The organism is Pseudomonas sp. FP1740, assembly GCF_030687165.1.
Taxonomy (GTDB): Bacteria; Pseudomonadota; Gammaproteobacteria; order Pseudomonadales; family Pseudomonadaceae; genus Aquipseudomonas.
The window spans coordinates 6,142,390-6,167,327 of record NZ_CP117461.1; the positions used below are offsets into that span (position 1 = coordinate 6,142,390).

The 24,938-nt window shown below is 59.3% G+C and carries 24 protein-coding genes; 11 read left to right on the forward strand and 13 right to left on the reverse strand.

All coding sequences use genetic code 11. From position 1 onward, the window contains the following. The first annotated feature begins 91 nt into the window (after positions 1 to 91). Positions 92 to 2,275 (forward strand): YccS family putative transporter, encoded by a 2,184-nt coding sequence (gene yccS, locus PSH69_RS27660; RefSeq protein WP_305410361.1) that lies wholly within the window; start codon positions 92 to 94, stop codon positions 2,273 to 2,275. Positions 2,276 to 2,336: 61 nt separating this feature from the next. On the opposite strand, the gene PSH69_RS27665 is transcribed toward yccS, so the two are convergent. Further along, positions 2,337 to 3,074: an ABC transporter substrate-binding protein gene (locus PSH69_RS27665; protein WP_018928760.1), complete on the reverse strand. Its 738-nt coding sequence runs from the start codon at positions 3,072 to 3,074 to the stop codon at positions 2,337 to 2,339. Between the two features lie 257 nt (positions 3,075 to 3,331). On the opposite strand from PSH69_RS27665, the gene PSH69_RS27670 reads away from it, so the two are divergent. Next, positions 3,332 to 3,784: a GNAT family N-acetyltransferase gene (locus PSH69_RS27670; protein WP_305410362.1), complete on the forward strand. Its 453-nt coding sequence runs from the start codon at positions 3,332 to 3,334 to the stop codon at positions 3,782 to 3,784. Positions 3,785 to 3,836: 52 nt separating this feature from the next. Here the strand turns inward: PSH69_RS27670 and PSH69_RS27675 are convergent, their stop codons facing one another. From PSH69_RS27675 to PSH69_RS27685, 3 genes are read right to left on the reverse strand one after another with little or no spacing between them, the layout of a single operon-like run. Continuing rightward, positions 3,837 to 4,133, reverse strand: a complete 297-nt coding sequence (locus PSH69_RS27675) for a helix-turn-helix domain-containing protein (RefSeq protein ID WP_007937940.1) — start codon at positions 4,131 to 4,133, stop codon at positions 3,837 to 3,839. A gap of 31 nt (positions 4,134 to 4,164) precedes the next feature. After that, positions 4,165 to 4,656, reverse strand: a complete 492-nt coding sequence (locus PSH69_RS27680) for a M48 family metallopeptidase (protein ID WP_007937938.1) — start codon at positions 4,654 to 4,656, stop codon at positions 4,165 to 4,167. 45 nt (positions 4,657 to 4,701) lie between these two features. Continuing rightward, positions 4,702 to 6,825, reverse strand: a complete 2,124-nt coding sequence (locus PSH69_RS27685; RefSeq protein ID WP_305410363.1) for a bifunctional diguanylate cyclase/phosphodiesterase — start codon at positions 6,823 to 6,825, stop codon at positions 4,702 to 4,704. A gap of 320 nt (positions 6,826 to 7,145) precedes the next feature. Here PSH69_RS27685 and PSH69_RS27690 point away from each other — a divergent pair, with 320 nt between their 5' ends. From PSH69_RS27690 to PSH69_RS27705, 4 genes are all read left to right on the forward strand, one after another. Continuing rightward, entirely contained in the window at positions 7,146 to 7,814 is a 669-nt protein-coding gene (locus PSH69_RS27690) for a polysaccharide lyase family 7 protein (protein WP_305410364.1), read from the forward strand. Positions 7,815 to 8,335: 521 nt separating this feature from the next. Continuing rightward, entirely contained in the window at positions 8,336 to 8,698 is a 363-nt protein-coding gene (locus tag PSH69_RS27695) for a hypothetical protein (RefSeq protein ID WP_305410365.1), read from the forward strand. Positions 8,699 to 8,901: 203 nt separating this feature from the next. Beyond that, entirely contained in the window at positions 8,902 to 9,153 is a 252-nt protein-coding gene (locus tag PSH69_RS27700) for a helix-turn-helix domain-containing protein (protein WP_064620880.1), read from the forward strand. Further along, complete coding sequence (locus tag PSH69_RS27705) at positions 9,150 to 10,349, forward strand: type II toxin-antitoxin system HipA family toxin (RefSeq protein WP_305410366.1); 1,200 nt, start codon at positions 9,150 to 9,152, stop codon at positions 10,347 to 10,349. The genes PSH69_RS27700 and PSH69_RS27705 overlap by 4 nt, the downstream gene beginning before the upstream one ends. 80 nt (positions 10,350 to 10,429) lie before the next feature. On the opposite strand, the gene fba is transcribed toward PSH69_RS27705, so the two are convergent. From fba to tkt, 6 genes are all read right to left on the reverse strand, one after another. Further along, positions 10,430 to 11,494 (reverse strand): class II fructose-bisphosphate aldolase, encoded by a 1,065-nt coding sequence (fba, locus tag PSH69_RS27710; RefSeq protein WP_018928755.1) that lies wholly within the window; start codon positions 11,492 to 11,494, stop codon positions 10,430 to 10,432. Between the two features lie 306 nt (positions 11,495 to 11,800). Then, the gene (locus PSH69_RS27715) at positions 11,801 to 12,133 is read right to left on the reverse strand and encodes an MliC family protein (protein ID WP_105340861.1); all 333 of its coding nucleotides are present in this window, start codon (positions 12,131 to 12,133) and stop codon (positions 11,801 to 11,803) included. A 56-nt stretch (positions 12,134 to 12,189) separates the two neighbouring features. After that, entirely contained in the window at positions 12,190 to 12,411 is a 222-nt protein-coding gene (locus tag PSH69_RS27720) for a hypothetical protein (protein WP_064620894.1), read from the reverse strand. 34 nt (positions 12,412 to 12,445) lie between these two features. After that, positions 12,446 to 13,609 carry a phosphoglycerate kinase gene (locus tag PSH69_RS27725; RefSeq protein ID WP_007937921.1) on the reverse strand — a complete coding sequence of 388 codons (1,164 nt, stop codon included), beginning with the start codon at positions 13,607 to 13,609 and terminating at the stop codon, positions 12,446 to 12,448. A 17-nt stretch (positions 13,610 to 13,626) separates the two neighbouring features. Further along, a complete protein-coding gene (gene epd, locus PSH69_RS27730) occupies positions 13,627 to 14,694 on the reverse strand; it encodes an erythrose-4-phosphate dehydrogenase (RefSeq protein WP_064620897.1) in 1,068 nt (355 codons plus the stop codon). Between the two features lie 173 nt (positions 14,695 to 14,867). Next, positions 14,868 to 16,865 (reverse strand): transketolase, encoded by a 1,998-nt coding sequence (gene tkt / locus PSH69_RS27735; protein WP_018928751.1) that lies wholly within the window; start codon positions 16,863 to 16,865, stop codon positions 14,868 to 14,870. A gap of 273 nt (positions 16,866 to 17,138) precedes the next feature. Between tkt and PSH69_RS27740 the strand changes: the two genes are divergently transcribed. From PSH69_RS27740 to PSH69_RS27755, 4 genes are all read left to right on the forward strand, one after another. Further along, positions 17,139 to 18,134 (forward strand): metalloregulator ArsR/SmtB family transcription factor, encoded by a 996-nt coding sequence (locus PSH69_RS27740; RefSeq protein ID WP_019650255.1) that lies wholly within the window; start codon positions 17,139 to 17,141, stop codon positions 18,132 to 18,134. An 18-nt stretch (positions 18,135 to 18,152) separates the two neighbouring features. Continuing rightward, positions 18,153 to 19,343, forward strand: a complete 1,191-nt coding sequence (gene metK / locus PSH69_RS27745) for a methionine adenosyltransferase (RefSeq protein WP_007937912.1) — start codon at positions 18,153 to 18,155, stop codon at positions 19,341 to 19,343. A 157-nt stretch (positions 19,344 to 19,500) separates the two neighbouring features. Then, positions 19,501 to 21,180 carry an NAD-dependent DNA ligase LigB gene (ligB, locus tag PSH69_RS27750; RefSeq protein WP_305410367.1) on the forward strand — a complete coding sequence of 560 codons (1,680 nt, stop codon included), beginning with the start codon at positions 19,501 to 19,503 and terminating at the stop codon, positions 21,178 to 21,180. Positions 21,181 to 21,271: 91 nt separating this feature from the next. Continuing rightward, positions 21,272 to 21,667: a DUF1090 domain-containing protein gene (locus tag PSH69_RS27755; protein ID WP_258671434.1), complete on the forward strand. Its 396-nt coding sequence runs from the start codon at positions 21,272 to 21,274 to the stop codon at positions 21,665 to 21,667. Between the two features lie 20 nt (positions 21,668 to 21,687). Here PSH69_RS27755 and PSH69_RS27760 read toward each other — a convergent pair whose 3' ends face one another. Then, positions 21,688 to 22,137, reverse strand: a complete 450-nt coding sequence (locus PSH69_RS27760) for a cytochrome c (RefSeq protein ID WP_086944420.1) — start codon at positions 22,135 to 22,137, stop codon at positions 21,688 to 21,690. A gap of 128 nt (positions 22,138 to 22,265) precedes the next feature. Here PSH69_RS27760 and PSH69_RS27765 point away from each other — a divergent pair, with 128 nt between their 5' ends. Then, positions 22,266 to 23,438 carry a murein transglycosylase A gene (locus tag PSH69_RS27765; RefSeq protein WP_305410368.1) on the forward strand — a complete coding sequence of 391 codons (1,173 nt, stop codon included), beginning with the start codon at positions 22,266 to 22,268 and terminating at the stop codon, positions 23,436 to 23,438. Between the two features lie 115 nt (positions 23,439 to 23,553). Here the strand turns inward: PSH69_RS27765 and PSH69_RS27770 are convergent, their stop codons facing one another. Next, positions 23,554 to 23,940 carry an MAPEG family protein gene (locus PSH69_RS27770; protein WP_018928745.1) on the reverse strand — a complete coding sequence of 129 codons (387 nt, stop codon included), beginning with the start codon at positions 23,938 to 23,940 and terminating at the stop codon, positions 23,554 to 23,556. Between the two features lie 50 nt (positions 23,941 to 23,990). Further along, complete coding sequence (locus PSH69_RS27775) at positions 23,991 to 24,824, reverse strand: EamA family transporter (protein ID WP_018928744.1); 834 nt, start codon at positions 24,822 to 24,824, stop codon at positions 23,991 to 23,993. Positions 24,825 to 24,938: the final 114 nt, after the last annotated feature.

A 24,938-nucleotide genomic window follows, 5' to 3' on the forward strand; every position in this document is an offset into this window, starting at 1 on the left:
AGATTTTGCTGTCTGATGTGATCGGCGCCATTGCGTCGGCGTCATTAGTGGCTCAATTTAGCGTCATTGCCTCGGAAGGCCTTCGCACTTCATGTCATCGACCACATTTCGGCAGTCTCTGCGTCGCCTCTGGGCGCTGGATAAATTCAGTTACAGCGTGCGGGTGTTCATTGCCCTGACCGGCACCATGGCGCTGTGTTGGTATCAAGATGAAATGGGCCTGCTGATCCCGTTGTTCCTGGGGATCATCGCCAGCGCCCTGGCCGAAACCGACGACAGCTGGCAGGGCCGCCTCAACGCACTGGCCGTGACGCTGGTGTGTTTTATGGTCGCCGCCCTGTCCGTCGAACTGCTCTTCCCCTACCCCATCCTCTTTATCATCGCCTTTGCCCTGGCCAGTTTTTGTCTGACCATGCTCGGCGCGCTGGGCGAGCGTTATGGCGCGATTGCTTCGGCGACGCTGATTCTGTCGGTCTACACCATGATCGGCGTGGACCAGCGCGGCGGCGCGGTCACTGATTTCTGGCACGAGCCGGTGCTGCTGGTGGCTGGTGCGGCCTGGTATGGCTTGCTCTCGGTGCTGTGGCAGGCGCTGTTTTCCAACCAGCCGGTGCAACAAAGCCTGGCGCGGTTGTTCCGTGAGCTGGGTTATTACCTGAAGCTGAAATCGTCACTCTTCGAACCGATCCGGCAACTGGACGTGGAAGCGCGCCGCCTGGAACTGGCCCAGCAGAACGGTCGGGTGGTGGCGGCCCTGAACGCCGCCAAGGAAATCATTCTGCACCGGGTCGGCGATGGCAGACCGGGTGCGAAACTCAGCCGTTACCTGAAGCTGTACTTCCTCGCCCAGGACATCCACGAGCGCGCCAGCTCCTCGCACTACCCTTACAACGCGCTGGCCGAGGCGTTCTTCCACAGCGACGTGCTGTTCCGCTGTCAGCGCCTGCTGCGCCAACAAGGCAAGGTGTGCCGCGCGCTGGCCGAATCGATCCAGATGCGCCAGCCGTTCATCTATGACGCCAGCTTCGCCGAAGCCCTGAGCGACCTGCATGCCTCCCTCGAACACCTGCGCATCCAGAGCAACCCGGCCTGGCGCGGTCTGTTGCGCTCGTTGCGGGCATTGGCCGCCAACCTCGGCACCCTCGACCGTTTGCTCAGCGACGCCAGCAACCCCGATGCGCTTGCAGACGCCACCGACAGCAGCCTGCTCGACCGTTCGCCACGCAGCCTCAAGGATGTGTGGATTCGCTTGCGCACACAGCTGACGCCAACGTCCTTGCTGTTCCGCCACGCCCTGCGCCTGCCCCTGGCATTGAGCATCGGCTACGCGATGGTGCATTTGATCCACCCCTCGCAAGGTTACTGGATCATCCTCACCACGTTGTTTGTCTGTCAGCCGAACTACGGCGCCACCCGCCGCAAACTGGGCCAGCGGATCATCGGCACCGCCATCGGCCTGACCGTGGCCTGGGCGCTGTTCGATCTGTTCCCCAACCCGCTGATCCAGTCGAGCTTCGCCATCGTTGCCGGGGTGGTGTTCTTTACCAACCGCACCACCCGCTACACCCTGGCGACAGCCGCCATTACGGTCATGGTGCTGTTCTGCTTCAACCAGGTGGGCGACGGTTACGGGCTGCTTCTGCCGCGACTGTTCGATACCTTGCTCGGCAGCCTGATCGCCGGCCTGGCGGTATTCCTGTTCCTGCCGGACTGGCAGGGCCGACGCCTGAACAAAGTGCTGGCCAATACCCTCACCTGCAACAGCATTTACCTGCGCCAGATCATGCAGCAATACGCCGCCGGTAAAAGCGACGACCTGGCTTATCGCCTGGCCCGACGTAACGCGCACAACGCCGACGCGGCGTTGTCGACGACACTGGCCAACATGCTGATGGAGCCGGGGCACTTCCGTAAGGAAGCCGATGTCGGGTTCCGATTCCTGGTGCTGTCGCACACCCTGCTCAGCTATTTGTCGGGGCTTGGGGCACACCGTGAAACCCAACTGCCGTCGGATGTGCGCGAGCACTTGATCGACGGTGCGGGCGTGAGTCTGGCCGCCAGCCTCGACGATATCGCCCAGGGCCTGGCGAGCAAACAGCCGGTGGCAATTCAGAGTGATGAGGAAGAAGCGCTGGCCAATGCGCTTGAGCAGATGCCGGATGAAATCGATGAAGGGCAGCGGCTGGTACAGACGCAACTGGCGCTGATCTGTCGGCAACTGGGGCCGTTGCGGACGTTGGCGGCACATTTGATCAAGGACACCAGCGAAGCCTGAGATGTGCAGTGACTGGGCTTGCCCGCGAAGGCTTCAGCTCAGACACCGCAGGCCTTTCAGATCACATCCCATGCTGCCTGAGCAACTTCTCATAACTCCCATCAGCCTTCATCGCCGCAATCTCGCGATCGAAACCGGCGACGATCTGTTCATGCTCCGGGTTCTTCAGGCTCACCAGAATATGCAGACTGTTCTCGCTCAACGGCTTGGGCAGGAACTCCACGGCATTGCGCACTTTGGGTGATTCCCGCGCCAGGTAATACCGGGCGACGAACTCGTCTTCCAAAGTCAGCTTGACCCGATCGGCCGCGACCATGCGCACGGCCATGGCGAAGTTATGCACCGGGACTTTCTGCAACGACACATCCTCATCAAATTCCTGCGAATAGGCATAACCGCGTACCACCGCTATCGGGTAGGTGTGCAGTTGTTGCAGGTTGTTGTATTCGATTGGCGTGTCTTTGCGCTTGAGAAAGCGCACGCGGTTGAGCAGGTACTCACCGGAAAATTGCCCCAGCTTCGTGCGCTCGTCGGTGTACCAGGTGTTGACCAGTACGTCGTAACGTCCCTCGCCCACCCCAAACAAGGCCCGTGCCCACGGCACTTGTTCGAAATCGCTGGCGTAACCGGCTCGGGCCAGTGCGGTGCTGACGATGTCCGTGGCCACACCGCCATTGACCAGCGTGGCGTCGGTAAAGGGTGGCCAGGCATCGGCGACCAGACGCAGCTTTTCCGCAGCCTCGGCCTGTGTCAGCAACAGCAATCCGATCAAAGCAAACGCTCGATGAAACCGCGGCATGCCAGAAATCCTTAGCGGGCGGGCTGCCCGACGTGTTTTTCAGCCAAAACTCCAGGATTCCTCTACCGGCGAACCCAGGTCCTAACATTAGCTCATTGAGGCCATTGCACAGCGCTTCCTCGCAGATTACACAAAGAAGACAATTTCGCGAGAAATGAATGATGGCATTTTGGCTTTCATCACAGATTCCCCTGCCATAAAGACATCCCGCCTCAGGGCGCTTAGTATCGGAACAACGTTGTTCAAGGAATGTGAAGATGACAATCGATTGGGTCTGCAAACACCACAGCGATCTGGGTAAAGAGCAGCTGTATGCCATTTTGCAACTGCGCGCCGAAGTGTTTGTCGTCGAGCAGAAATGCGCTTATCAAGACATCGATGGCCAGGACCTGGAAGGTGACACTTGCCATTTGATGGGCTGGGACGGGGATCGGCTGGTGGCCTACCTGCGATTGCTCGACCCGCAATTGCAGGGCGGCGACGTGGTGATTGGCCGGGTGATCATTGCACCCCAGGCACGCGGTGCCGGGCTTGGGCATGAGTTGATGAGCCAGGCGTTGAAACAGGCCGAGAAGCACTGGCCCGAGGTGCCGATCTACCTCTCGGCCCAGGCGCATTTGCAGGGGTACTACGGGCGGTACGGGTTTGTGGTGGTGGGTGAGGAATACCTCGAGGATCAGATTCCGCATATCGGGATGCACCGTTCCTGAGGCCCCTATGAGCGTTCCCACGCTCTGCGTGGGAATGATCGGGGTCGGGAATTCAGGGATATTCAAGCACCGCTTTGATCTGCCGCAGATTACGCTCGATCCACCCCCGATCAATCGCCCCCCACTCGCGAATCCGATAGCGCCCCGCGTGGTTACGTGCGCCCTCTTCCTGCTCGAATTCACAAACGATATCCAGATCCGCCAACGCCGCGATGGTGTCCTGAGCCGTGCGTCGGGGCATGCCGGTCACCTCGGTCAATGCAGGGACGTTACTGGCCAGCCCGCTGTCGATCAGGTACGCCACGTACAATCGGCGGTAGAAGCTGCTCTTGGTCTTGCTCACGTCCATCCATGCACTCCCGATTAATTAGCAGATTTGTTCAGTGCATATCCCGCCACGTCAGGTATACCCGCAAATCGAACTCCACCTGGTGATACCCCGGCAACATGTGCTCGCACAGCTTGTAGAACGCCTTGTTGTGATCCGACTCTTTGAAGTGCGCCAGCTCATGCACCACGATCATCTTCAGAAACTGCGGCGCCGCGTCCTTGAACAGCGAGGCGATGCGAATTTCTTTCTTGGCCTTGAGCTTGCCACCCTGCACCCGTGAGATCGCGGTGTGCAGACCGAGCGCGCGGTGGGTCAGGTCCAGACGGTTGTCGAACAACACCTTGTCGATGGCCGGGGCGTTACGCAGGTATTCCTGCTTGAGGTCCAGGGCATAGGCGTACAGCGCCTTGTCGCTCTGCACCCCGTGTTTTTCCGGATAGCGCTGGCTCAGGTAATCGCCCAGCCGACCTTCGGCGATCAGTTGGCGCACCTGGTCCTGCAACGCGGCAGGATAAGCCTGGAGGTATTTCAACACAGTCATTGGAGCGGCAACACGCATCACGAAAAGGTTGCCAGTGTAGCGAATTCAACTCGTCAGCGCGCCCCAGTCGAACGGCTCGACAAAGTGACCGGTATCCTCGGCCATCAACGGCCGCGCCACCAGGAAACCCTGCACATACTGGCAACCGTTGGCTTGCAGCCACTCATATTGCGCCACCGTTTCAACCCCTTCGGCGATCACCAACAGCCCTAACCGGTTGCACAAATCGATGACACTGCGTGCCAGCGCCGCATCCCGTTCGGACCCTGGCAACCGGGCGATCAAATGCCGGTCGAGCTTGAGCGTGTCCAGTTCCAGGTCGCGCAAATGCGCCAGCGAACAAGCCCCGGAGCCGAAGTCATCCAGCGCCACCCGTACCCCCAGATTGCGCAGCAAACGCAGTTGCTTGCGGGTCTCGTCGGGGTTAGACATCAAGGCCTCTTCCGTGACCTCGACTTCCAGCTGCTGCGGCTTCAGGCCATGGCGCTCCAGCACCTGACGCAGCTCGGTGACCAGGTTGGGCAACCCGAATTGGGTGCTGCTCAAGCTGACGCCCAGCACCAGATCTTCGGCAAACAAGGTTTCCCAGGCTTTGCGCTGTTTGGCCCCGCGATGATAAATCCAGCTACCCAGGCGACTGATCAACCGCGCCTCTTCCAGCAACGGCAAAAACAGCCCCGGCGGTACATCGCCGACACTCGGATGCTGCCAGCGCAACAACGCTTCGAACCCGCGGATCTGCCCATCGGCAATCGCCACCTGGGGCTGATACACCAGGTTGAAATCGCGGTTCTCGATAGCCGTGCGCACGCTATCTTCAAGCATCAGCCGCGAGCGTGCCCGGCCGTTCATTTCGTGATCGTAGAAGCGATATTGCTGACGCCCGGCGCGCTTGGCTTCGTACATGGCAATGTCGGAGGCGCGCATCAGCCCGTCCAGATTAGACCCGCAATCGGGATAAGTGGCGATGCCGATGCTGGCACCCAAGGCGATGTCCATGCCTTCGATCTGCTGACAAATCGACACCCGCTCGATGAGCTTCTCGGCAATCTTTGCCGCCTGCTCGGGGAGCTCAAGATCCAGCAACGCAGTGAACTCATCGCCCCCCATCCGCGCCAGAATATCGAAGGGCCGCAGGCACGCCTTCAACTGCTCGGACACCCAACGCAGCACCCGGTCGCCGGCATCGTGGCCGAGGGAATCATTGACCCGCTTGAAGCCGTCGAGGTCCAGGTACAACAGCACCCAAGTGCTGTCGGAACGTTCGCCGCGCAGCAGCAGGTTTTCAACGGTCTGGTAGAAACCCCGGCGATTGAGCAGCCCGGTCAGCGGGTCGGTCACCGCCTGGAACTCCAACTGCTGATGCAGATGGCGCACCACCGACATGTCCAGCACCGTCACCACCATCGCATGTTGTTCGGCGGGCAAAGGCGCGCAAGACAACGCCACCGGCACTTGCTGGCCGGGCGCGGTACGCAGCAGCGCATCGTGCAAGCGCAGGGTTTCACCGCGTTTGTAACCGGCAAACAACTCGGAATCGGCCCAGATCGGAATGTGCGGTTTTTGCAGGAAATCCAGAAACTCCTTGCCTTGCAGGTCGTTCACCGTGGCATTGAGCAAGCGAGACATCGCCGGGTTGGCGAAGCGAATCAGCCCGTCCTCACTCACCACCAGAATGCCTTCGGCGGCGTTATCCAGCACCGAGGCATTGAAGGCCCGGGCGACTTCCAGATCATGGCTCAACCGCTGCAAGGCACGGCGATTACGCTGGTGTTCCAACAACGCCTGGACTTTGGGTTTGAGAATTTGCGGGTCGAACGGTTTGAACAGGTAATCCACCGCGCCACTGGCGTAGCCCTTAATCACCGCGTCCTGGGACTGTTCGTTGGCGGTAAGAAAAATGATTGGCGTAAGACGGGTTCGCTGGCTGCCGCGCATCAAGCGCGCCACTTCAAAACCGTCCATGCCCGGCATCTGCACATCCAGCAGCACCAGGTCGACATCGTGTTCGAGTAACAGGCCAAGGGCTTCAAAACCGGAAGCCGCGGTCATGACCTGCCAATCCTGGCGCTGTAATAACGCGCGCATGCTGATCAGGTTTTCAGGGTAATCATCAACAATTAACAGGATTGAGTTGCCTTCAGCTGGCTTAGATTGTGCGCATTCCATGCTGCATCTCTTGTTCGGGGCCTCAGGCCGGCCTTTTGTTAAAACCGGTCACCTATTGCGACTTCACTCTAGACCCGGATCCCTTAAAGCAGAAGCCGCTCGTATCCCATCACTTCGGTAAAGTTTCATATAGCCGACTAACGGTCAGCCCTGCAGGCCTTATAAACCGGGAAGGATGGCATTTCGACAGGTTGTTGACGCCAATCATCTGCCAGAAGGGCATTAACAAAGAGGCCTTCTACGCTTATAAAGACCCACCCGAAGGCGCGAGCTAGAGCTTCTGGCACGCACGTGCAGTAAAAAAAGTGGAAGCTTGAATTATGATCGATCTCGCAACCTGGAACCTCAGCGTTCCTGTCGGCAGCCCGCCGTACACCGTCGAAACAGCCAAGCTGGTAGACGGCTTCAAGGATCAATACTTCCACTCCGACACCGGTACCTTGTTTTTCTGGTCCCCGGTCACCGGTTCCAAAACCGAAAATGCGATCTATCCGCGCACCGAACTGCGCGAAACCTACAGCAATGGCACGCTGAAGAACTGGTACTACCCCGACGCAGACAACTTCCTGCGTGCCACCCTCTCGGTCAGCCAGGTGCCCAGCTCGGGCAAGATTGTCATTGGCCAGATCCACGCCTTCAACAGCCAGAAGCCCATGGTGAAGGTCGAGTATCAATACAAGGACTACAGCGCGACCGGCAACATCGTCGCCAAAGTCCGCATGCACCCCGACGACGACACCGCCCGGGTCATCACCATCGCCACCGGCGTGAAACTCAATCAGGAATTCTCCTACCTCATCCACCTCAGCCCAGGCGGTGCATTAGGCATCAGTGCAGCGGGGTACCAATGGGACACCGACATCAGCACGATGTGGCGTGATAAGCCGCTGTATTTCAAGGCCGGGGTTTATGTGCAGGACAACACCGGGTACACCACTGAAGGCGGGGAAGTGACGTTCAGCCATCTGGATATCGATCACAATACGTAATCCCTGAAAGACCGCAGGAATCCACCCTTTGTGGCGAGGGAGCTTGCTCCCGCTGGGCCGCGAAGCGGCCCCCAAAAAGAGGGTCTGCTGCGCAGCCCAACGGGAGCAAGCTCCCTCGCCACAGGTTCTTTATGTCCAACTCCATCTCTTCACTGACCGGCATCAGCCCCCACTTAAACGCCAACGTTTAAAGACACGCAGCGTTACTTCATGAGGCCTACATCGGCTTGCGTCACTGCCTACGGGTACGCCAGAATCCGCCGGCTTGTGCGTCTGGGAGGCCATCGGTAACTTGATTCGTGTCACTGATTCGCAGTGATCGGGTTTAGTAGCCCGGCGTGTCCACCAACGTACAAGCGTCATTTAGTCAGGCATTTACCTGTACTTGATGGTGGCTGTGCGCATGGCGCCCTCGGGTGCGCCGGGATTTTGGTGGATTCGCCCGGTCTACTAACTTGCGTACAGCCGCCACCCTTTCGTGTAGTAGCGGATTGGTTGCGGCCCAATTGGGAATACACCAAATGTTCAAAGCTACTCCGAATCCGCCGGTCACAGACCCGGCATCCCCCTACGAATCCCCCGATTCAAAGAAATTCCACGAAGCCGCCGAGCGCGCCCTCGACCACTACCTCAACCCGGCCGCCAAAATCATGGCCACCACCCACGAACCCGAGCCCATGTACCTCGCCAATCCGAAGTACAACACCGAAGCCCTGCTGGCCAACGCCAGCGAAACACTCGGCTCGGCCACCCTCATGCTCAACAATTTCGCAGCATTGCTGGAGACCTCACATCGCAAGACCCTATTGGGCATTGCGCAAGTGGTCATGCTCGGTGAATTGGCGGTGAATCAAGCGTTGGATCATGTCGAATTGAAGGAGTAATCGCGGCTCGGTTGGTGCAAGGCGAGCAAACTTTCTTCCAATGAAAAAACCCGCCTCTCGGCGGGTTTCTTATCAACGCAGCTTAACGCTCGGGCTTAGTTAACCTCGATCCCCGTGTCGCCGATGGCCGTGGACTTAAATACGACGTAGATAAAATGTTGCGTATACGCTACATTTAGCTATAAATGTTACGGAAGCGGAACATGGATTATTTTCTGTTGATCAGCCGTCTTGGCAACCAAATACGCGAAAAACGTATAAATCGCGGGCTGACGCAAGCACAGCTTGCCGACCTCGCGGGGCTGACACGATACAAAGTCATCGCAGTAGAGAAAGGTACTCTGTCTGTCGGCATGATCGCCTATGCGCGCGTCCTTGGCGCTCTGGATTGTGAGCTTGCTGTCGTTCCAGCTGCTATGCCGACCCTTGAAGAGCTTGGGGATTTATTCGAATGAAAATGTCCTCTCTCAAAGTCAGCACGCCCGAGGGGCGTAGCGGCAGGCTTTTCAGCGATGCCGAAGACTTCACATTCCGTTATCACGACGATGCATCGCCAGAAATGGCTATCAGCTTGTCGATGCCAGTAAGGCATAACGAGTTTCGTCGGCGCGAACTCCATCCTGTTTTTCAGATGAATCTGCCGGAAGGCTATGTATTGGAGCAACTGCGCAATCGATTGGCCAAGACCGTGAATGTCGATCCGATGCTTTTGCTGGCGCTTTCCGGCAGCACTTCGCCCATTGGCAGGGTGCAAGTGCGGTCTGAAACGGTTGACGCCTTGCTGGAGGAGCAACAATTTCCGGGGGAGAAACTCGAAGAGATTCTGACTTGGGACGGCACGGAAGATATCTTCGCTGACATTCTTGATCGCTACATCCTGCGTGCCGGCATTTCCGGCGTTCAACCCAAAGTGTTGGTACCGGAACGCCTGGAAACCGGATTGCCACGGGTGACATCGAAAACCTCGGACCTGATTATCAAAAGTGGCCGAGACGAATTTCCCGGTCTGGCAATCAACGAGTTCCTTTGCATGTCCATTGCGAAGGAGGCCGGTATTCCCGTTCCGCCGTTTTACCTTTCCGACAATGCCAAGCTGTTTGTCATGCGTCGCTTTGATCGCGACGACCAGCTCAACCCAATTGGATTTGAAGACATGGCGGTGTTGATGGGGCTATCGGCTAACCAGAAGTACAGCAAAAGCTATGCGGCAATCGCCAAGGCTATTCGCGTGTTCTGCCCGACTAAACATTTACGCACCTCCCTTGATCAACTCTTCGATAGCGTTGCCCTGAGCTGTATTGTCGGGAATGGCGACGCTCATTTGAAAAACTTCGGATTGCTCTATTCCGATCCTACGCAACGCGATGCACACCTGGCGCCGGCCTACGACATCGTTAACACCACGGCCTATATTCCGGAAGATGTTTTGGCTTTGGATCTGGCGGGCAACAAGTCAATGTTTGCCTCGCGGCAAGGACTGCTTGAGTTTGCGCACACCTGTGAGATCGAGCGACCTCAGGAGCGCATGCAGCAATTGCTTGCCTCGGTTGAAGCAGTACTTGAACGCTATCCTGAGTATCGGGAACAGGCGCCTCATGTGGTCAGTGCCATTGAGCAAGCGGCAGCGCCATTTTCTCTGACTTTTGGGTAGTTATTGCGCGCAAAAAATCCCTGCCCAGAAAAAACCCGCCTCTCGGCGGGTTCTTCACAACACGGGTCAAACTCTAAGGCTTAGTTAACCTTAGCGTTCAACTCGCCTTTCAGGTAACGCTGGAACATCGCTTCCAACGAAATCGGCTTGATCTTCGAAGCATTACCGGCAGTACCAAACTGCTCATAACGCGCAATACACACGTCACGCATCGCAGTAACAGTCGCGCCGAAGAATTTACGCGGGTCGAACTCGCTCGGGTTGGTGGCCATCAGGCGACGCATCGCACCGGTGGACGCCAAACGCAGGTCAGTATCGATGTTGACCTTGCGCACGCCGTGCTTGATGCCTTCGACGATTTCTTCAACCGGTACGCCGTAGGTTTCTTTGATGTCGCCGCCGTACTGGTTGATGATCGCCAGCCACTCTTGCGGAACCGAAGACGAACCGTGCATCACCAGGTGGGTGTTCGGGATGCGTTTGTGGATTTCCTTGATGCGGTCGATGGCCAGCACGTCGCCGGTAGGCGGCTTGGTGAACTTGTAGGCGCCGTGGCTGGTGCCGATGGCGATGGCCAGGGCGTCGACCTGGGTCTTCTTGACGAAGTCCGCGGCTTCTTCCGGGTCGGTCAGCATTTGGCTGTGATCCAGAACGCCTTCGGCGCCGATGCCGTCTTCTTCACCGGCCATGCCGGTTTCCAGCGAACCCAGGCAGCCCAGCTCGCCTTCTACCGAGACGCCGCAGGCGTGAGCCATGGCCACGGTTTGTTGGGTAACGCGAACGTTGTACTCGTAGTCGGTCGGGGTCTTGCCGTCTTCGCCCAGGGAGCCGTCCATCATGACCGAGCTGAAGCCCAGTTGAATGGAGCGCTGGCAGACGTCAGGGCTGGTGCCGTGGTCCTGGTGCATGCACACCGGGATGTGCGGGAATTCTTCGATGGCCGCCAGGATCAGGTGACGCAGGAACGGGGCGCCTGCGTATTTGCGGGCACCGGCCGAAGCCTGGACGATCACCGGGGAGTCAGTCTTGTCAGCGGCTTCCATGATGGCGCGCATCTGCTCAAGGTTGTTGACGTTGAAGGCTGGAACGCCGTAGCCGAACTCGGCTGCGTGGTCCAGCATCTGGCGCATGCTGATAAGTGCCATTGTGTGTGTCTCTCCCGGTTGAGGGTCGTTAATCGTGCCAGCCTGCCGTAGCGGCGGCGGCTATTCAAGTTATTGCAGATCGGGGGTTGGCCCGGGCTGCGGATTCGGTACAACAAAACTCTTGTATCGCTGAAGCCTTGTGGCGAGGGGGCTTGCCCCCGTTCGGCTGCGCAGCAGTCGCAAATCGGACGACGTGGTCTAACTGAAGCACTGCATCCGCTGGCTTCGGGAGTGCTTCGCACTCCAACGGGGGCAAGCCCCCTCGCCACAAAAGCCCGCACCCACATTAGGTCCGTGGCGTGTCAATTACTGCGCTTTACAACCGCGGCCAATCAAATCATTGGTGGCGACCCAGTACACCAGGCCTTCCTCACCCTTTATGTGAAACGCCAGCATGTCGTTGCTATACAGCGAACCTTCAGCGCCCGGCTCAAGCTTCAGGCGGTAGACCTGATCGGCGCCGCCCAGGCGAACATCGACTTCCTTGCGGCTCACATCAGTGTAGCGCCAGAGCACTTTGGCCTGGCTGTCGCAGGTCCAGGTGGTCCAGCTGTCCGCTGGCTTGGCAGTGTTGAACAGGTTCAAATTGGCGCAACCTGCCAGCAATGCCAGTGCCGCAACGGCAATAAAGCGTTTCATCCGTGTTCCTCGACCGACGGCGCATGCCGCCAGCCCTGAGTAAAGAGTCAGACCCGTCAAGGGCAGCCATGTTCCTTGGTCGGGGTCTGCGTCTCGTATTTGTCCAGGCCATCGGGCCCGGACCGCTTGTTGATCACCGGGTTGGTTTCCGCTTGCCAGTCAGCCTGGTAGCAGCCTTTATCCGACGCGGATGGCGCGGGTTCCGGCGTAGCCTTCGGGTTACTCCCGCAAGCCGCCAGCATACCCGCGGCGATCAACAGCATTAATGTCCTGACCATCTGAACACTCCTTTGCCTGGTCAAATGGGCGACCTCAGGCCTTGGCCCGGCTTTCCAGGACTTCAACGGCCGGCAGCACTTTGCCTTCGACGAATTCGAGGAACGCGCCGCCGCCGGTAGAAATGTAGGAGATTTGCTCGGCAACGCCATATTTATCGATGGCCGCCAGGGTGTCACCGCCGCCAGCGATGGAGAACGCCGAGCTTTCCGCGATGGCCTGGGCCAGCACTTTGGTGCCGTTACCGAACTGGTCGAATTCGAACACGCCCACCGGGCCGTTCCACAGGATGGTCTTGGACGACTTCAGCAGCTCGGCGAAATTCGCCGCGGTCTGCGGGCCGATGTCCAGGATCATGTCGTCTGCAGCCACGTCGGCGATCAGCTTGACAGTCGCGGTCGCGCTTTCAGCGAACTCCTTGGCGACCACCACGTCCACCGGCAATGGCACGCTGACTTTCGCCGCGATTTCACGGGCAGTGTCCAGCAGGTCCGGCTCGTACAGCGATTTGCCAACCGGGTGACCGGCAGCGGCCAGGAAGGTGTTGGCGATGCCGCCACCAACGATCAGCTGGTTGCAGATCTGGCTCAGGCTGTTGAGTACGTCGAGTTTGGTCGACACTTTGGAGCCCGCAACAATGGCGGCCATTGGCTGGGCCGGGGAGCCCAGGGCCTTGCCCAGTGCGTCCAGTTCGGCGGCGAGCAACGGGCCAGCAGCGGCGACTTTGGCGAATTTGGCCACGCCATGGGTCGAGCCCTCGGCACGGTGAGCAGTGCCGAAAGCGTCCATCACGAACACGTCGCACAGAGCGGCGTATTGTTTGGCCAGTTCGTCGGCGTTCTTTTTCTCGCCCTTGTTGAAGCGCACGTTTTCGAACAACACGATGTCGCCGGCTTTCACGTCGACGCCGCCCAGGTAATCGGACACCAGCGGCACTTCACGGCCCAGGGCCTTGCTCAGGTAGTCAGCCACTGGCTTGAGGCTGTTCTCGGCCGAGAATTCGCCTTCGGTCGGACGGCCAAGGTGCGAGCAGACCATCACTGCCGCGCCTTTTTCCAGGGCCAGCTTGATGGTCGGCAGCGAAGCCAGGATACGCGCATCGCTGGTGACAACACCGTCCTTGACTGGGACGTTGAGGTCTTCGCGGATCAGTACGCGCTTACCTTGCAGATCGAGGTCGGTCATCTTCAACACGGTCATGGGTCGCAATTCCTGGGTTACTGTTTTTGAAAGACAGATTGTGGAGTAGTAGCGGCTTGCAAATAGTGCTCTGCAACGTCCAGCATTCGATTGGCAAAACCCCATTCGTTGTCGAACCAGGCCAGGATGTTCACCAGCCGTGGGCCGGAAACGCGGGTCTGGCTGGCATCGACAATGGCCGAATGGGGGTCATGATTGAAATCACAACTGGCGTGAGGCAACTCGGTGTAGGCCAGAAGGCCTTTGAGCGGGCCATGGGTGGCGGCCTCGCGCAGAATCCGGTTGACCTCGGTGGCGTCGGTATCGCTTACGGTCTGCATCGTAATATCGAGGCAGGACACGTTAACCGTCGGCACCCGCACGGCTTTGGCCTGAATTCGCCCGGCAAGTTCCGGCAGCAGGCGTTCAATGCCTCGCGCCAGACCAGTGGACACCGGAATCACCGACTGGAACGCCGAACGGGTGCGGCGCAGGTCTTCGTGGTGATAGGCGTCGATCACCGGCTGATCGTTCATCGCCGAGTGGATGGTGGTGATCGACACGTATTCCAGACCAATGGCCTGATCCAGCAGGCGCAACAGCGGCACGCCGCAGTTGGTGGTGCAGGACGCGTTGGACACCAGCAGCTCATCGCCGGTCAGGCAATCCTGGTTCACGCCGTAGACGATGGTGGCATCGACATCCGCCTCGCTGGCCATCGGCTGGGAAAACAGCACCCGTGGCGCACCAGCGTCGAGAAAACGCTGGCCATCCTGACGGGTGTGATAAGCGCCGGAGCACTCCAGCACCAGATCGACGCCCAACGACGCCCAATCGATGCCTTCGGGGGTGGCACTGCGCAGGACCTTCACGCAGTCGCCCTTAATATGCAGACAATCGCCCTCAACCCTCACTTCGCCGGGAAACCGCCCGTGAGTGGAGTCGAAGCGTGTCAGGTATTCGATGCTGGCCATATCGGCCAGATCGTTGATCGCGACAATTTCAAACCCAGCCGTCGAGCCTCGCTCAAACAACGCACGCAAGACGCAACGACCAATCCGGCCGTAGCCGTTGAGTGCAACTTTGTAAGGACGCGGTTGAGGCATGGGGTTCTCGATAGTCGCGGCAGACGAATTCTTGCTAACAACACAAATCCCTGTAGGAGCTGGTAGGAGCTGTCGAGTGAAACGAGGCTGCGATCTTTTAAGATCAAAAGATCGCAGCCTGCGGCAGCTCCTACACAGGGAACGCGGTGGCCATAAAACCACCGCGGCGTGCCTTAGTCTTCCAGCAGCTCTTCAGCCTGACCCAGGATGTTTTCCAGGGTGAAGCCGAACTCTTCGAACAAGGCCGGCGCAGGCGCCGACTCGCCGTAGGTGGTCATGCCGATCACGCGACCTTCCAGGCCCACGTACTTGTACCAGTAGTCCGCGTGGGCGGCTTCGATGGCGATACGCGCGCTGACCTGCAATGGCAGAACCGATTGCTTGTAGCCGGCGTCCTGGGCTTCGAAGACGCTGGTGCATGGCATCGACACCACACGAACCTTGCGGCCTTGCTCGGTCAGTTTGTCGAAGGCTTGAACGGCCAGGCCGACTTCCGAACCGGTGGCGATCAGGATCAGCTCAGGCTCGCCTGCGCAGTCCTTCAACACGTAACCGCCACGGGCGATCTCTTCGATCTGGATCGCATTGCGGGTTTGGTGCTGCAGGTTCTGACGGGAGAAGATCAGCGCCGAAGGACCGTCGTCGCGCTCCAGGGCGAACTTCCAGGCCACCGCCGATTCAACGGCATCGGCCGGACGCCAGGTGTCGAGGTTCGGTGTGCAGCGCAGGCTGGCCAGTTGCTCGATCGGCTGGTGCGTCGGACCGTCTTCGCCCAGACCGATGGAGTCGTGGGTGAACACGTAGACGATGCGTTTCTTCATCAGCGCCGACATGCGCACTGCGTTGCGGGCGTATTCCATGAACATCAGGAAGGTCGCGCCATAAGGCACCAGGCCGCCGTGCAGGGCCACGCCGTTCATGATCGCGCTCATGCCGAACTCGCGAACGCCGTAGTACATGTAGTTGCCGCTGGCGTCTTCGGCGGTGACGCCTTTGCAACCTTTCCACAGGGTCAGGTTGGAACCGGCCAGGTCAGCCGAACCGCCAAGCAGTTCCGGCAGCAGCGGGCCGAAGGCGTTCAGGGCGTTCTGGCTGGCTTTACGGCTGGCGATGGATTCGCCTTTGGCCGCGACTTCAGCGATGTAGGCCTGGGCCTTCTCGGCGAAATCGGTCGGCAGATCACCGCTCAGGCGACGAACCAGTTCATTGGCCAGCTCAGGGAAGGCGGCGGAGTACGCAGCGAAACGCTGATCCCACTCGGCTTCGGCAGCGCGACCGGCTTCCTTGGCGTCCCACTCGGCATAGATATCAGCCGGGATTTCGAACGGGCCGTAGTTCCACTTCAGCGCTTCACGGGTCAGGGCGATTTCCGCGTCACCCAACGGGGCGCCGTGGCAATCTTCCTTGCCTTGCTTGTTCGGCGAACCGAAGCCGATGGTGGTCTTGCAGCAGATCAGCGTCGGTTGTGCGCTTTTGCGCGCGGTTTCGATCGCGATCTTGATTTCTTCCGGGTCGTGACCGTCGACATTGCGGATCACTTGCCAGTTATAGGATTCGAAACGCTTCGGCGTGTCGTCGGTGAACCAGCCTTCGACTTCGCCGTCGATGGAGATGCCGTTGTCATCGTAGAAGGCGATCAGTTTGCCCAGGCCCAGCGTACCGGCCAGGGAACTGACTTCGTGGGAAATGCCTTCCATCATGCAGCCATCACCCAGGAATACGTAGGTGTGGTGATCGACGACGTTATGGCCAGGACGGTTGAACTGCGCCGCCAGGACTTTTTCCGCCAGGGCGAAACCGACTGCGTTGGCCAGGCCTTGGCCCAGTGGACCGGTGGTGGTTTCAACGCCCGGGGTGTAGCCATATTCCGGGTGACCCGGGGTACGGCTGTGCAGCTGGCGGAAGTTTTTCAGGTCATCGATCGACAGGTCGTAGCCGGTCAGGTGCAGCAGCGAGTAGATCAACATCGAGCCGTGACCGTTGGACAGCACGAAGCGGTCACGGTCGGCGAACGATGGATTGCTCGGGTTGTGCTTCAGGTAGTCACGCCAAAGTACTTCGGCGATATCCGCCATACCCATAGGGGCACCGGGATGGCCGCTGTTGGCTTTTTGCACGGCATCCATGCTGAGGGCACGAATGGCGTTGGCGCGCTCACGACGGCTGGGCATCGCTGATCTCCTGCGGATATTGAATCGAGAGTGAATAAAACGAAACGGAAAAAAGGCGAGCATTTTCCCTCACCGACCCGCCTCGGGGCAATGAGAGATAGTCATCCGAAGGCGTTTTTCCAATGGATAACGGCGTATTCGACTGATGAAACCTTTCCGCTGTTGGTTTGTGGACTGAAACTAACGTTAAGAAGTGCCATCTATCGACCAATATCAAAACTTTTTGATATTGCTCTTGCGGTGTTTTCTGACCGTCACTAGACTGCTGGCCTTATGAATCTGCGCGTGCCTTCCATTCAACATGACGATTGCGATGAGCTGGCGGCCCTGTGCAAGGCCGGCGGCGATCCTCTGCGGCTGAATGTATTGCGCGCGCTGGCCAACGATTCGTTCGGCGTACTGGAACTGGCGCAGATCTTCGGCATCGGTCAGTCCGGCATGAGTCATCACCTCAAGGTATTGGCCCAGGCCGACCTGGTGGCGACCCGCCGTGAAGGCAATGCGATTTTCTACCGTCGTGCCCTGCCCCACACCGACCTGCTGGGCGGCAAGCTGCATGCCGCGCTGCTCGAAGAAGTGGACAACCTGACCCTGCCGACTGACGTCCAGGCGCGGATCGGTCAGGTCCACGGGCAACGTGAGGCGGCCAGCCAGGACTTTTTCTCACGGGTCGCGGAGAAGTTTCGCGCCCAGCAAGACTTGATCGCCGGCCTGCCGCAATACCGCGAAAGCGTGGTGGCCCTGCTCGACAAGCTGAGTTTCGGCCCCGGCGCCACGGCCATCGAAGTAGGCCCCGGCGATGGCGCATTTCTGCCGGAACTGGCGCGTCGCTTCACTCAGGTCACGGCGCTGGACAACAGCCCCGCGATGCTCGAACTGGCCCGCCAGGTCTGCGAACGTGAAACGCTGGCTAACGTCAGCCTGCAATTGGCCGATGCATTGAACGGCGTAAGCCTTCAGGCCGATTGCGTTGTACTGAACATGGTGCTGCACCATTTTGCCGCACCGGCCGAAGCGCTCAAGCACATGGCCGGTTTGCTGCAACCAGGCGGTAGCCTGTTAGTGACAGAGTTATGTAGCCACAACCAGAGTTGGGCCAAGGAGGCCTGCGGTGATCTCTGGCTGGGGTTTGAACAGGACGATCTGGCCCGTTGGGCCACCGCTGCGGGACTCGTTCCCGGGGAAAGCCTCTATGTAGGCTTACGTAATGGTTTCCAGATACAGGTCCGCCATTTTCAGCGACCGGCTGGCGACACTCACCATCGGTAAATTCAGGAAAAAATCGAGATGAGCGAATACTCCCTCTTCACCTCCGAGTCCGTGTCTGAAGGGCATCCGGACAAAATCGCCGACCAGATTTCCGATGCGGTGCTGGACGCCATCATTGCAGAAGACAAGTTCGCCCGCGTGGCGTGCGAGACTCTGGTGAAAACCGGCGTGGCAATCATCGCAGGTGAAGTCACCACGTCGGCCTGGGTCGATCTGGAAGACATCGTCCGTAACGTGATTCTCGACATCGGCTACAACAGCTCCAATGTCGGCTTCGACGGCGCGACCTGCGGTGTGATGAACATCATCGGCAAGCAGTCCCCCGACATCAACCAGGGTGTTGATCGTGCCAAGCCTGAAGACCAGGGCGCCGGCGACCAGGGCCTGATGTTCGGCTACGCCAGCAACGAAACCGACGTGCTGATGCCAGCACCGATCACCTTCTCGCACCAACTGGTTCAGCGCCAGGCCGAAGCCCGCAAGTCCGGCCTGCTGCCTTGGCTGCGTCCAGACGCCAAGTCGCAAGTGACCTGCCGCTACGAAAACGGCAAGGTTGTCGGTATCGACGCCGTTGTACTGTCGACCCAGCACAACCCGGAAGTGTCCTACAAGGACCTGCGCGAAGGCGTGATGGAGCTGATCGTCAAGCACGTGCTGCCTGCCGAACTGCTGTCCAAGGACACCCAGTTCCACATCAACCCGACTGGCCAGTTCATCATCGGTGGCCCGGTGGGCGACTGCGGCCTGACCGGTCGCAAGATCATCGTTGACAGCTACGGCGGCATGGCCCGTCACGGCGGCGGCGCGTTCTCCGGTAAAGATCCATCGAAGGTTGACCGTTCGGCGGCCTACGCCGGTCGTTATGTGGCCAAGAACATCGTGGCTGCCGGCCTGGCCGAGCGTTGCGAGATTCAGGTTTCCTACGCAATCGGCGTCGCTCAACCGACTTCGATTTCGTTGAACACCTTCGGCACCGGCAAGATCAGCGACGACAAGATCGTCAAACTGGTCCGCGAAGTGTTCGACCTGCGTCCATACGCGATCACCACCATGCTCGACCTGCTGCACCCGATGTACCAGGACACCGCTGCGTACGGCCACTTCGGTCGCACCCCGGAAACCAAAACCGTGGGCGACGATACGTTCACCACGTTCACCTGGGAAAAAACCGACCGCGCCGACGCTCTGCGTTCTGCTGCCGGCCTGTAAGACTTCTCCGGTTGCACAAAAAGCCCCGCACGGTTCGCCGTGCGGGGCTTTTTCATGAAGAAGATCTCACCTCGAAACACGCAGAATTACACCTCTGCACTCCACACCCGAAACCTGACTAGCCTTGAAAGCATCCCAACGAGCAAGGACGCTCTCGATGCTGCCCAACCTGCGCCTGTTTTTCGGTTTCCTGCTGACCCTCACCTGCCTGACCGCCAATGCCGCCGACTGCCCTGATTGGCCGCCGGCCCGCGCTCTGGACGAAATCAACGCACTGCAAAAGCGAATCGACCTCTGGGACGACAGCTATCATCGCGAAGGACGCTCTTTGGTCGCCGATGAACTCTATGATCAATCCCGCATACGACTAAGCGAATGGCGCGAGTGTTTTGACTCAGGCCCTTCAGCCGAACCGTTGCGCACTGCCGGTGGCACGATTGCTCACCCCATTGCCCATACCGGCCTGGAAAAACTGCGCGATGGGCGCGCGGTCGAAGCCTGGCTGAAAAATCGGGATGAGGTCTGGATTCAGCCCAAGGTCGACGGTGTGGCTGTGACGTTGATCTATCGCAACGGCTGGCTGCACCAGGCGATCAGCCGTGGTGACGGGATAACCGGCCACGACTGGACTGCCTCAGCGCGCCAGATCGCCGCCATCCCTCAAAAACTTCCACAACCACTCGACCTGCTGTTGCAAGGCGAACTCTATTGGCGCCTGACCGAACACGTGCAAACCGAGGCCGGCAGCCTTAATGCCCGCGCCACGGTGGCCGGGTTAATGGCACGCAAGACGCTGAACCCTGAGCAAGCCGCCGGTATCGGCCTGTTCGTCTGGGACTGGCCACAAGGCCCGAAAAGCCTGCCCGCCCGCGTGGCAGCTCTGAATGAGCTGGGATTCCCGAGCACCGCGCCCTACAGCCAGCCGATCGAGGCATTTGCCGATGCCGAACGCTGGCGCGATCACTGGTATCGCTCGCCCCTGCCCTTTGCCAGCGACGGCGTCGTTTTGCGGCAGAACCAGCGCCCACCCGCCGAGCGCTGGCAGGCGAAAACGCCTTTCTGGAGTGTCGCCTGGAAGTACCCCTTCGCCCAGGCGTTGGCTGAAGTGCGCAAGGTCCACTTCAAGATTGGACGAACCGGCCGGATCACACCGGTGCTGGATCTGGCACCGGTGATGCTTGATGACCGGCAGATCAAGCGTGTCAACGTCAGCTCCCTGCAGCGCTGGGAAGCGCTGGACATTCGTCCCGGCGATCAGGTCGCCATCAGCCTGGCCGGGCTGACCATCCCCAGGCTCGACGGTGTGGTATTGCGCAGCACCGAACGTCCTGAATTGAACGCACCGCTGGCAGCAGATTTTCATCCGTTGAGTTGCTGGCAGCCGACACCCGGATGCGAAAGCCAGTTTCTCGCACGCCTGGCCTGGCTCAGCGGCAAACAGGGGCTGGCCTTGCCGCATGTCGGACCGGGCACCTGGGAGAAACTGCTCAAGGCCGAACGTCTCGACAACCTGCTCGATTGGTTGACCCTTGATGAGCAAGAGCTTGCTAACATTGACGGCTTCGGCGAACGCAGCAGTGCCCGTCTTTTGAACAGTTTCAACAGCGCCCGGCAACGACCGTTCGCTCGCTGGCTCAAAGCCCTGGGCTTGCCGCCGACCGGCCAGGCACAGCTCGCCGATTCATGGCAGGTGCTGGCGCAACGAAACACCGAACAATGGCAGGCCGAAACCGGCATCGGCCCGGGACGCGCGGCGCAATTGAGCGCATTTTTCCGCGACCCGCAGGTGCTGGCCTTGAGCGAGACATTACGTGTTGCCGGGATTGACGGTTTTTAGCGGCCGGCGACGCCCGTCAGCCTGGGAACCCATAGGTACCGATGCGCTCAAACAGCCCATCGCTACATCGATTTTTTCACCTGGAGCCTTTATGAAACTTCTTTCACCGCTCGCCGTGTTAACCCTGTGCAGCGTGATGGCCGCTCCATTAATGGCCGACGAAGACGCCCCGGGGCTGACCGGCTGCGCAGCCAAAAAACAAGGCATCATCAACCAGATCGAACTGGCCAAGTCTCACGGCAACGCCGATCAACAGGCTGGCCTGGAAACCGCCCTGAGCGAAGTTACCGCCCATTGCACCGACGCTTCCTTGAAGAAGGAACGGGAAAACAAGGTGCTCGACGCCAAGCATGAAGTCAGTCGGCGTCAGGCCGACCTCGATAAGGCGATGAAAAAAGGCGACGCCGAGAAGATCAACAAGCGTAAAGACAAACTGGCTCAATCGCGCAAGGATTTACAGGACGCGCTCGACGAGCTGGATAAGTAATCCGGTTTGAATACGCCGCCTCAATGATCCCGAAACTCTTTATGGCAGGCACTACAGGCGTCTTCGACTTTCTGCACCGCCGGCCCCAGGTTGCTGGCCTTGTAAGGTTGAACCTGGCTGGCGATCACCAGTTCACCGGTGGCGCCTTCGAGGGTGCGGGCCATTTCCTGGAAGCGTGCCTGCTTCTGCCAGACATCATCCTTCGCGCTGGTGTGATCTGCTTCGCGCACCTGCGGGAAATGTTTCCACGGCTCATGGGACAACGCGTCGAGCTTCACGGCACCGTCGGCGAATTTCGGGCCATCGAACGGAATACGCCCACGCAACATGCCACCCAGGTCTTCGCCGGTCTTGAGCATTTGCTTGAAGATCGCCTTGCGCTGGCCCAGAGGCGAGTTCGGGTCGACACCGCCGCAGGCAGACAATGTCAGGCAGGCCAGCAATACAACAGAGAGTCTTTTAAGAGTCATGGTGGCTTCAGATCACTGGAAACGGCGGCCAGTATCCTCGCGTCACCGGCAAAGACCAATAGCCCTATTATCAATACGGGTTGTTTGAGCGCATGGAGCACTCAGGCAACCGGCAAAGGAATTACTCCATGAACAGCCGTTTCAAGGCGTGGCGTCACAACCTGGCCTGGACCCTTCCGATGGTGGCCGTGCTTGCGGGCTGCACCGGTGGCGACAGCAGCACACCGAAAACCCACGCACTGGCGACCTACTCCAGCGCTACCTGGGAAGCCCTTCCAGCGGTGTCCGACAACGACCTCGTCGCCGGTTTTGGCTCGTGGCGCAGCGCCTGCACCCGACTCAAGGCCGACCCGGTCTGGGGTGGCACCTGTGCCGCTTCCGCTAACGTGCAGCCAACCGCCAGCGACATCCGTGGTTTTCTCAAACAGAACCTCGACGTCTACGGCCTGCGTGCCGCCAATGACAACCCCAACGGCCTGATCACCGGTTACTACGAACCGGTGTATCCCGGCAGCCTGACCCAGACCAAGCAAGCGAACGTCCCGGTGTACGGCGTGCCCGAGGACATGATCATCGTCTCGCTGGACAGCATTTACCCGGAACTCAAGGGTAAACGCCTGCGCGGACGGCTCGAAGGTCGCGTGCTCAAGCCTTACGACGATGCGGCAACCATTGAAACCAAAGGCGTGAAGGCGCCGGTGATCGCCTGGCTGACCGACCCGATGAACCTGCAGTTTCTGCAAATCCAGGGTTCGGGGCGCATCCAGCTCGATGACGGCCGTCAATTGCGCATTGGTTATGCCGACCAGAACGGCCACCCCTATCGACCTATCGGCCGCTGGCTGGTGGATCAGGGCGAGCTGAAGAAAGAAGAGGTGACCATGAGCGCCATCGATAACTGGGCCAAGGCCAATCCGACGCGCATTCCCGAACTGCTCGGCAGCAACCCCAGCTACGTGTTCTTCAATCGCAACCCGGACAGCAACGAAGGGCCCCGCGGTTCGCTGAATGTACCATTGACCGCCGGTTATAGCGCGGCAGTGGATCGCAAGGTGATTCCGCTCGGCAGCTTGTTGTGGCTATCGACGACGCGACCGGACGGCAGCGCACTGGTGCGTCCGGTGGCCGCTCAAGATACCGGCGGCGCGATTGCCGGCGAGGTCCGCGCAGACCTGTTCTGGGGCACGGGCGAGGCCGCCGGGCAATTGGCCGGCGACATGAAACAGCAGGGGCAGATCTGGATGCTCTGGCCTAAAGGGGCGGCGTTGCCTCAGGTGCCGCAGGTGGCTGACAAACCTTAGAAGCAAAAGATCGCAGGCTGCGCAGCTTCAACATCGAAAGCGTTCGTCGCAATATCGCGAATGAACATCGATCCCAGCAGGAAATGGCGCAGCCTGCGATCCTTTGATCTTGCCGTTAAACAGACACCACAAAGAAACTGACAATCAGCCCCATGCCAATGGCCCACACCAGCGACCGCAGAATCGCCCAGTCCGCCAGATAGCAAATGATGTACAGCAGCCGACTGGTGATGAACAGCACCGACAGCACATTGATCGTCACCAGTTCGGCATTGCCGGCCAGATGCGCCACGATCACCGCCGCGGCAAACGCCGGGGTCACTTCGAAGCTGTTCAACTGCGCCGAATGCGCACGCCTGGCCACGCCTTCGAGCGAATCCAGAAACGCCCTTGGGTCGTGATTCTGTTTCAGCCCGAACTTGCCATTGCTGAACTTGGCGACGCCCGTGCACAGATAAGGCAAGCAGATCGCAATCAAAATGCACCACAGAGCAACCGTCATAACGCAGTCCCTTCTTCAAGTTGTAGAGAATCGAATTCCATCAGCGGCGACTAAAACTTCATCACCAACATGCCGATCAATACCAGCCCACAGGCTAAGAGCCGTGGCCTGCCAAAAGGTTCTTTGAGGTAACGCATGCCGAACAGCACCACCAGAATCACGCTGATCTCGCGCAGCGCCGCGGCCTCGGCAATTGAACCGAGCTGCATGGCCCAAAGCACCAGAGCGTAGCTGAACAATACGCAGAACCCGACCGCCAACCCCAACCGCCACTGCTCACGCCAGAACAGCATGAACGCCGGGCGTTTGCGCACCAGCGCCAGCAATGGGAACGGCCAGGCACTGAGCACGGTGACCCATACCAGGTAATCCAGCGGATGGGACCAGCGTCGCAAGGCCTGGCCATCGATGAAGGTGTAGCAACCGATGCACAACCCGATCAACGCCACCACCGGCAGCATCGACCACGGCAGGCGCACCCCGCCACCGCCCTGCCAGAGCAGGCACACCATGCCGAACGGGATGAGCAAAATCCCGAAGATCTGCTGAGCCGTCAGCACTTCACCGGCGAAGATCAACGTCAATGCCAGTACCACCAGTGGCGACAGGCCACGCATCAAGGGATAGACCAGACCGAGATCGCCGACCCGATAGGCCTGGATCAACAGGTAGCGATAGAGCAACTCGAATGCCGCCGACGCAAGAATCCACGGCCACATATCCAGTGGCGGCAGCGCCACGAAGGGCAACATCAGCGCGACAAACAGCAACGCCACGCTGTCCATGCAGGCCACCACCAACAGCCGCTCCGCGCTGAACTTGATCAGGGTATTCCACGCCGCGTGCAACAGCGCCGCCACCAACACCAGAATCGTCGCAAGCACGGCACACTCCTTGTATTGCCCCTACATCTCGGGACAGAGATTTGATTCGCCATATGTCCGCAGCTGTTTATACTGCAAGCGACCACGCCGCACTCAGTTGCGCACAGACTAATT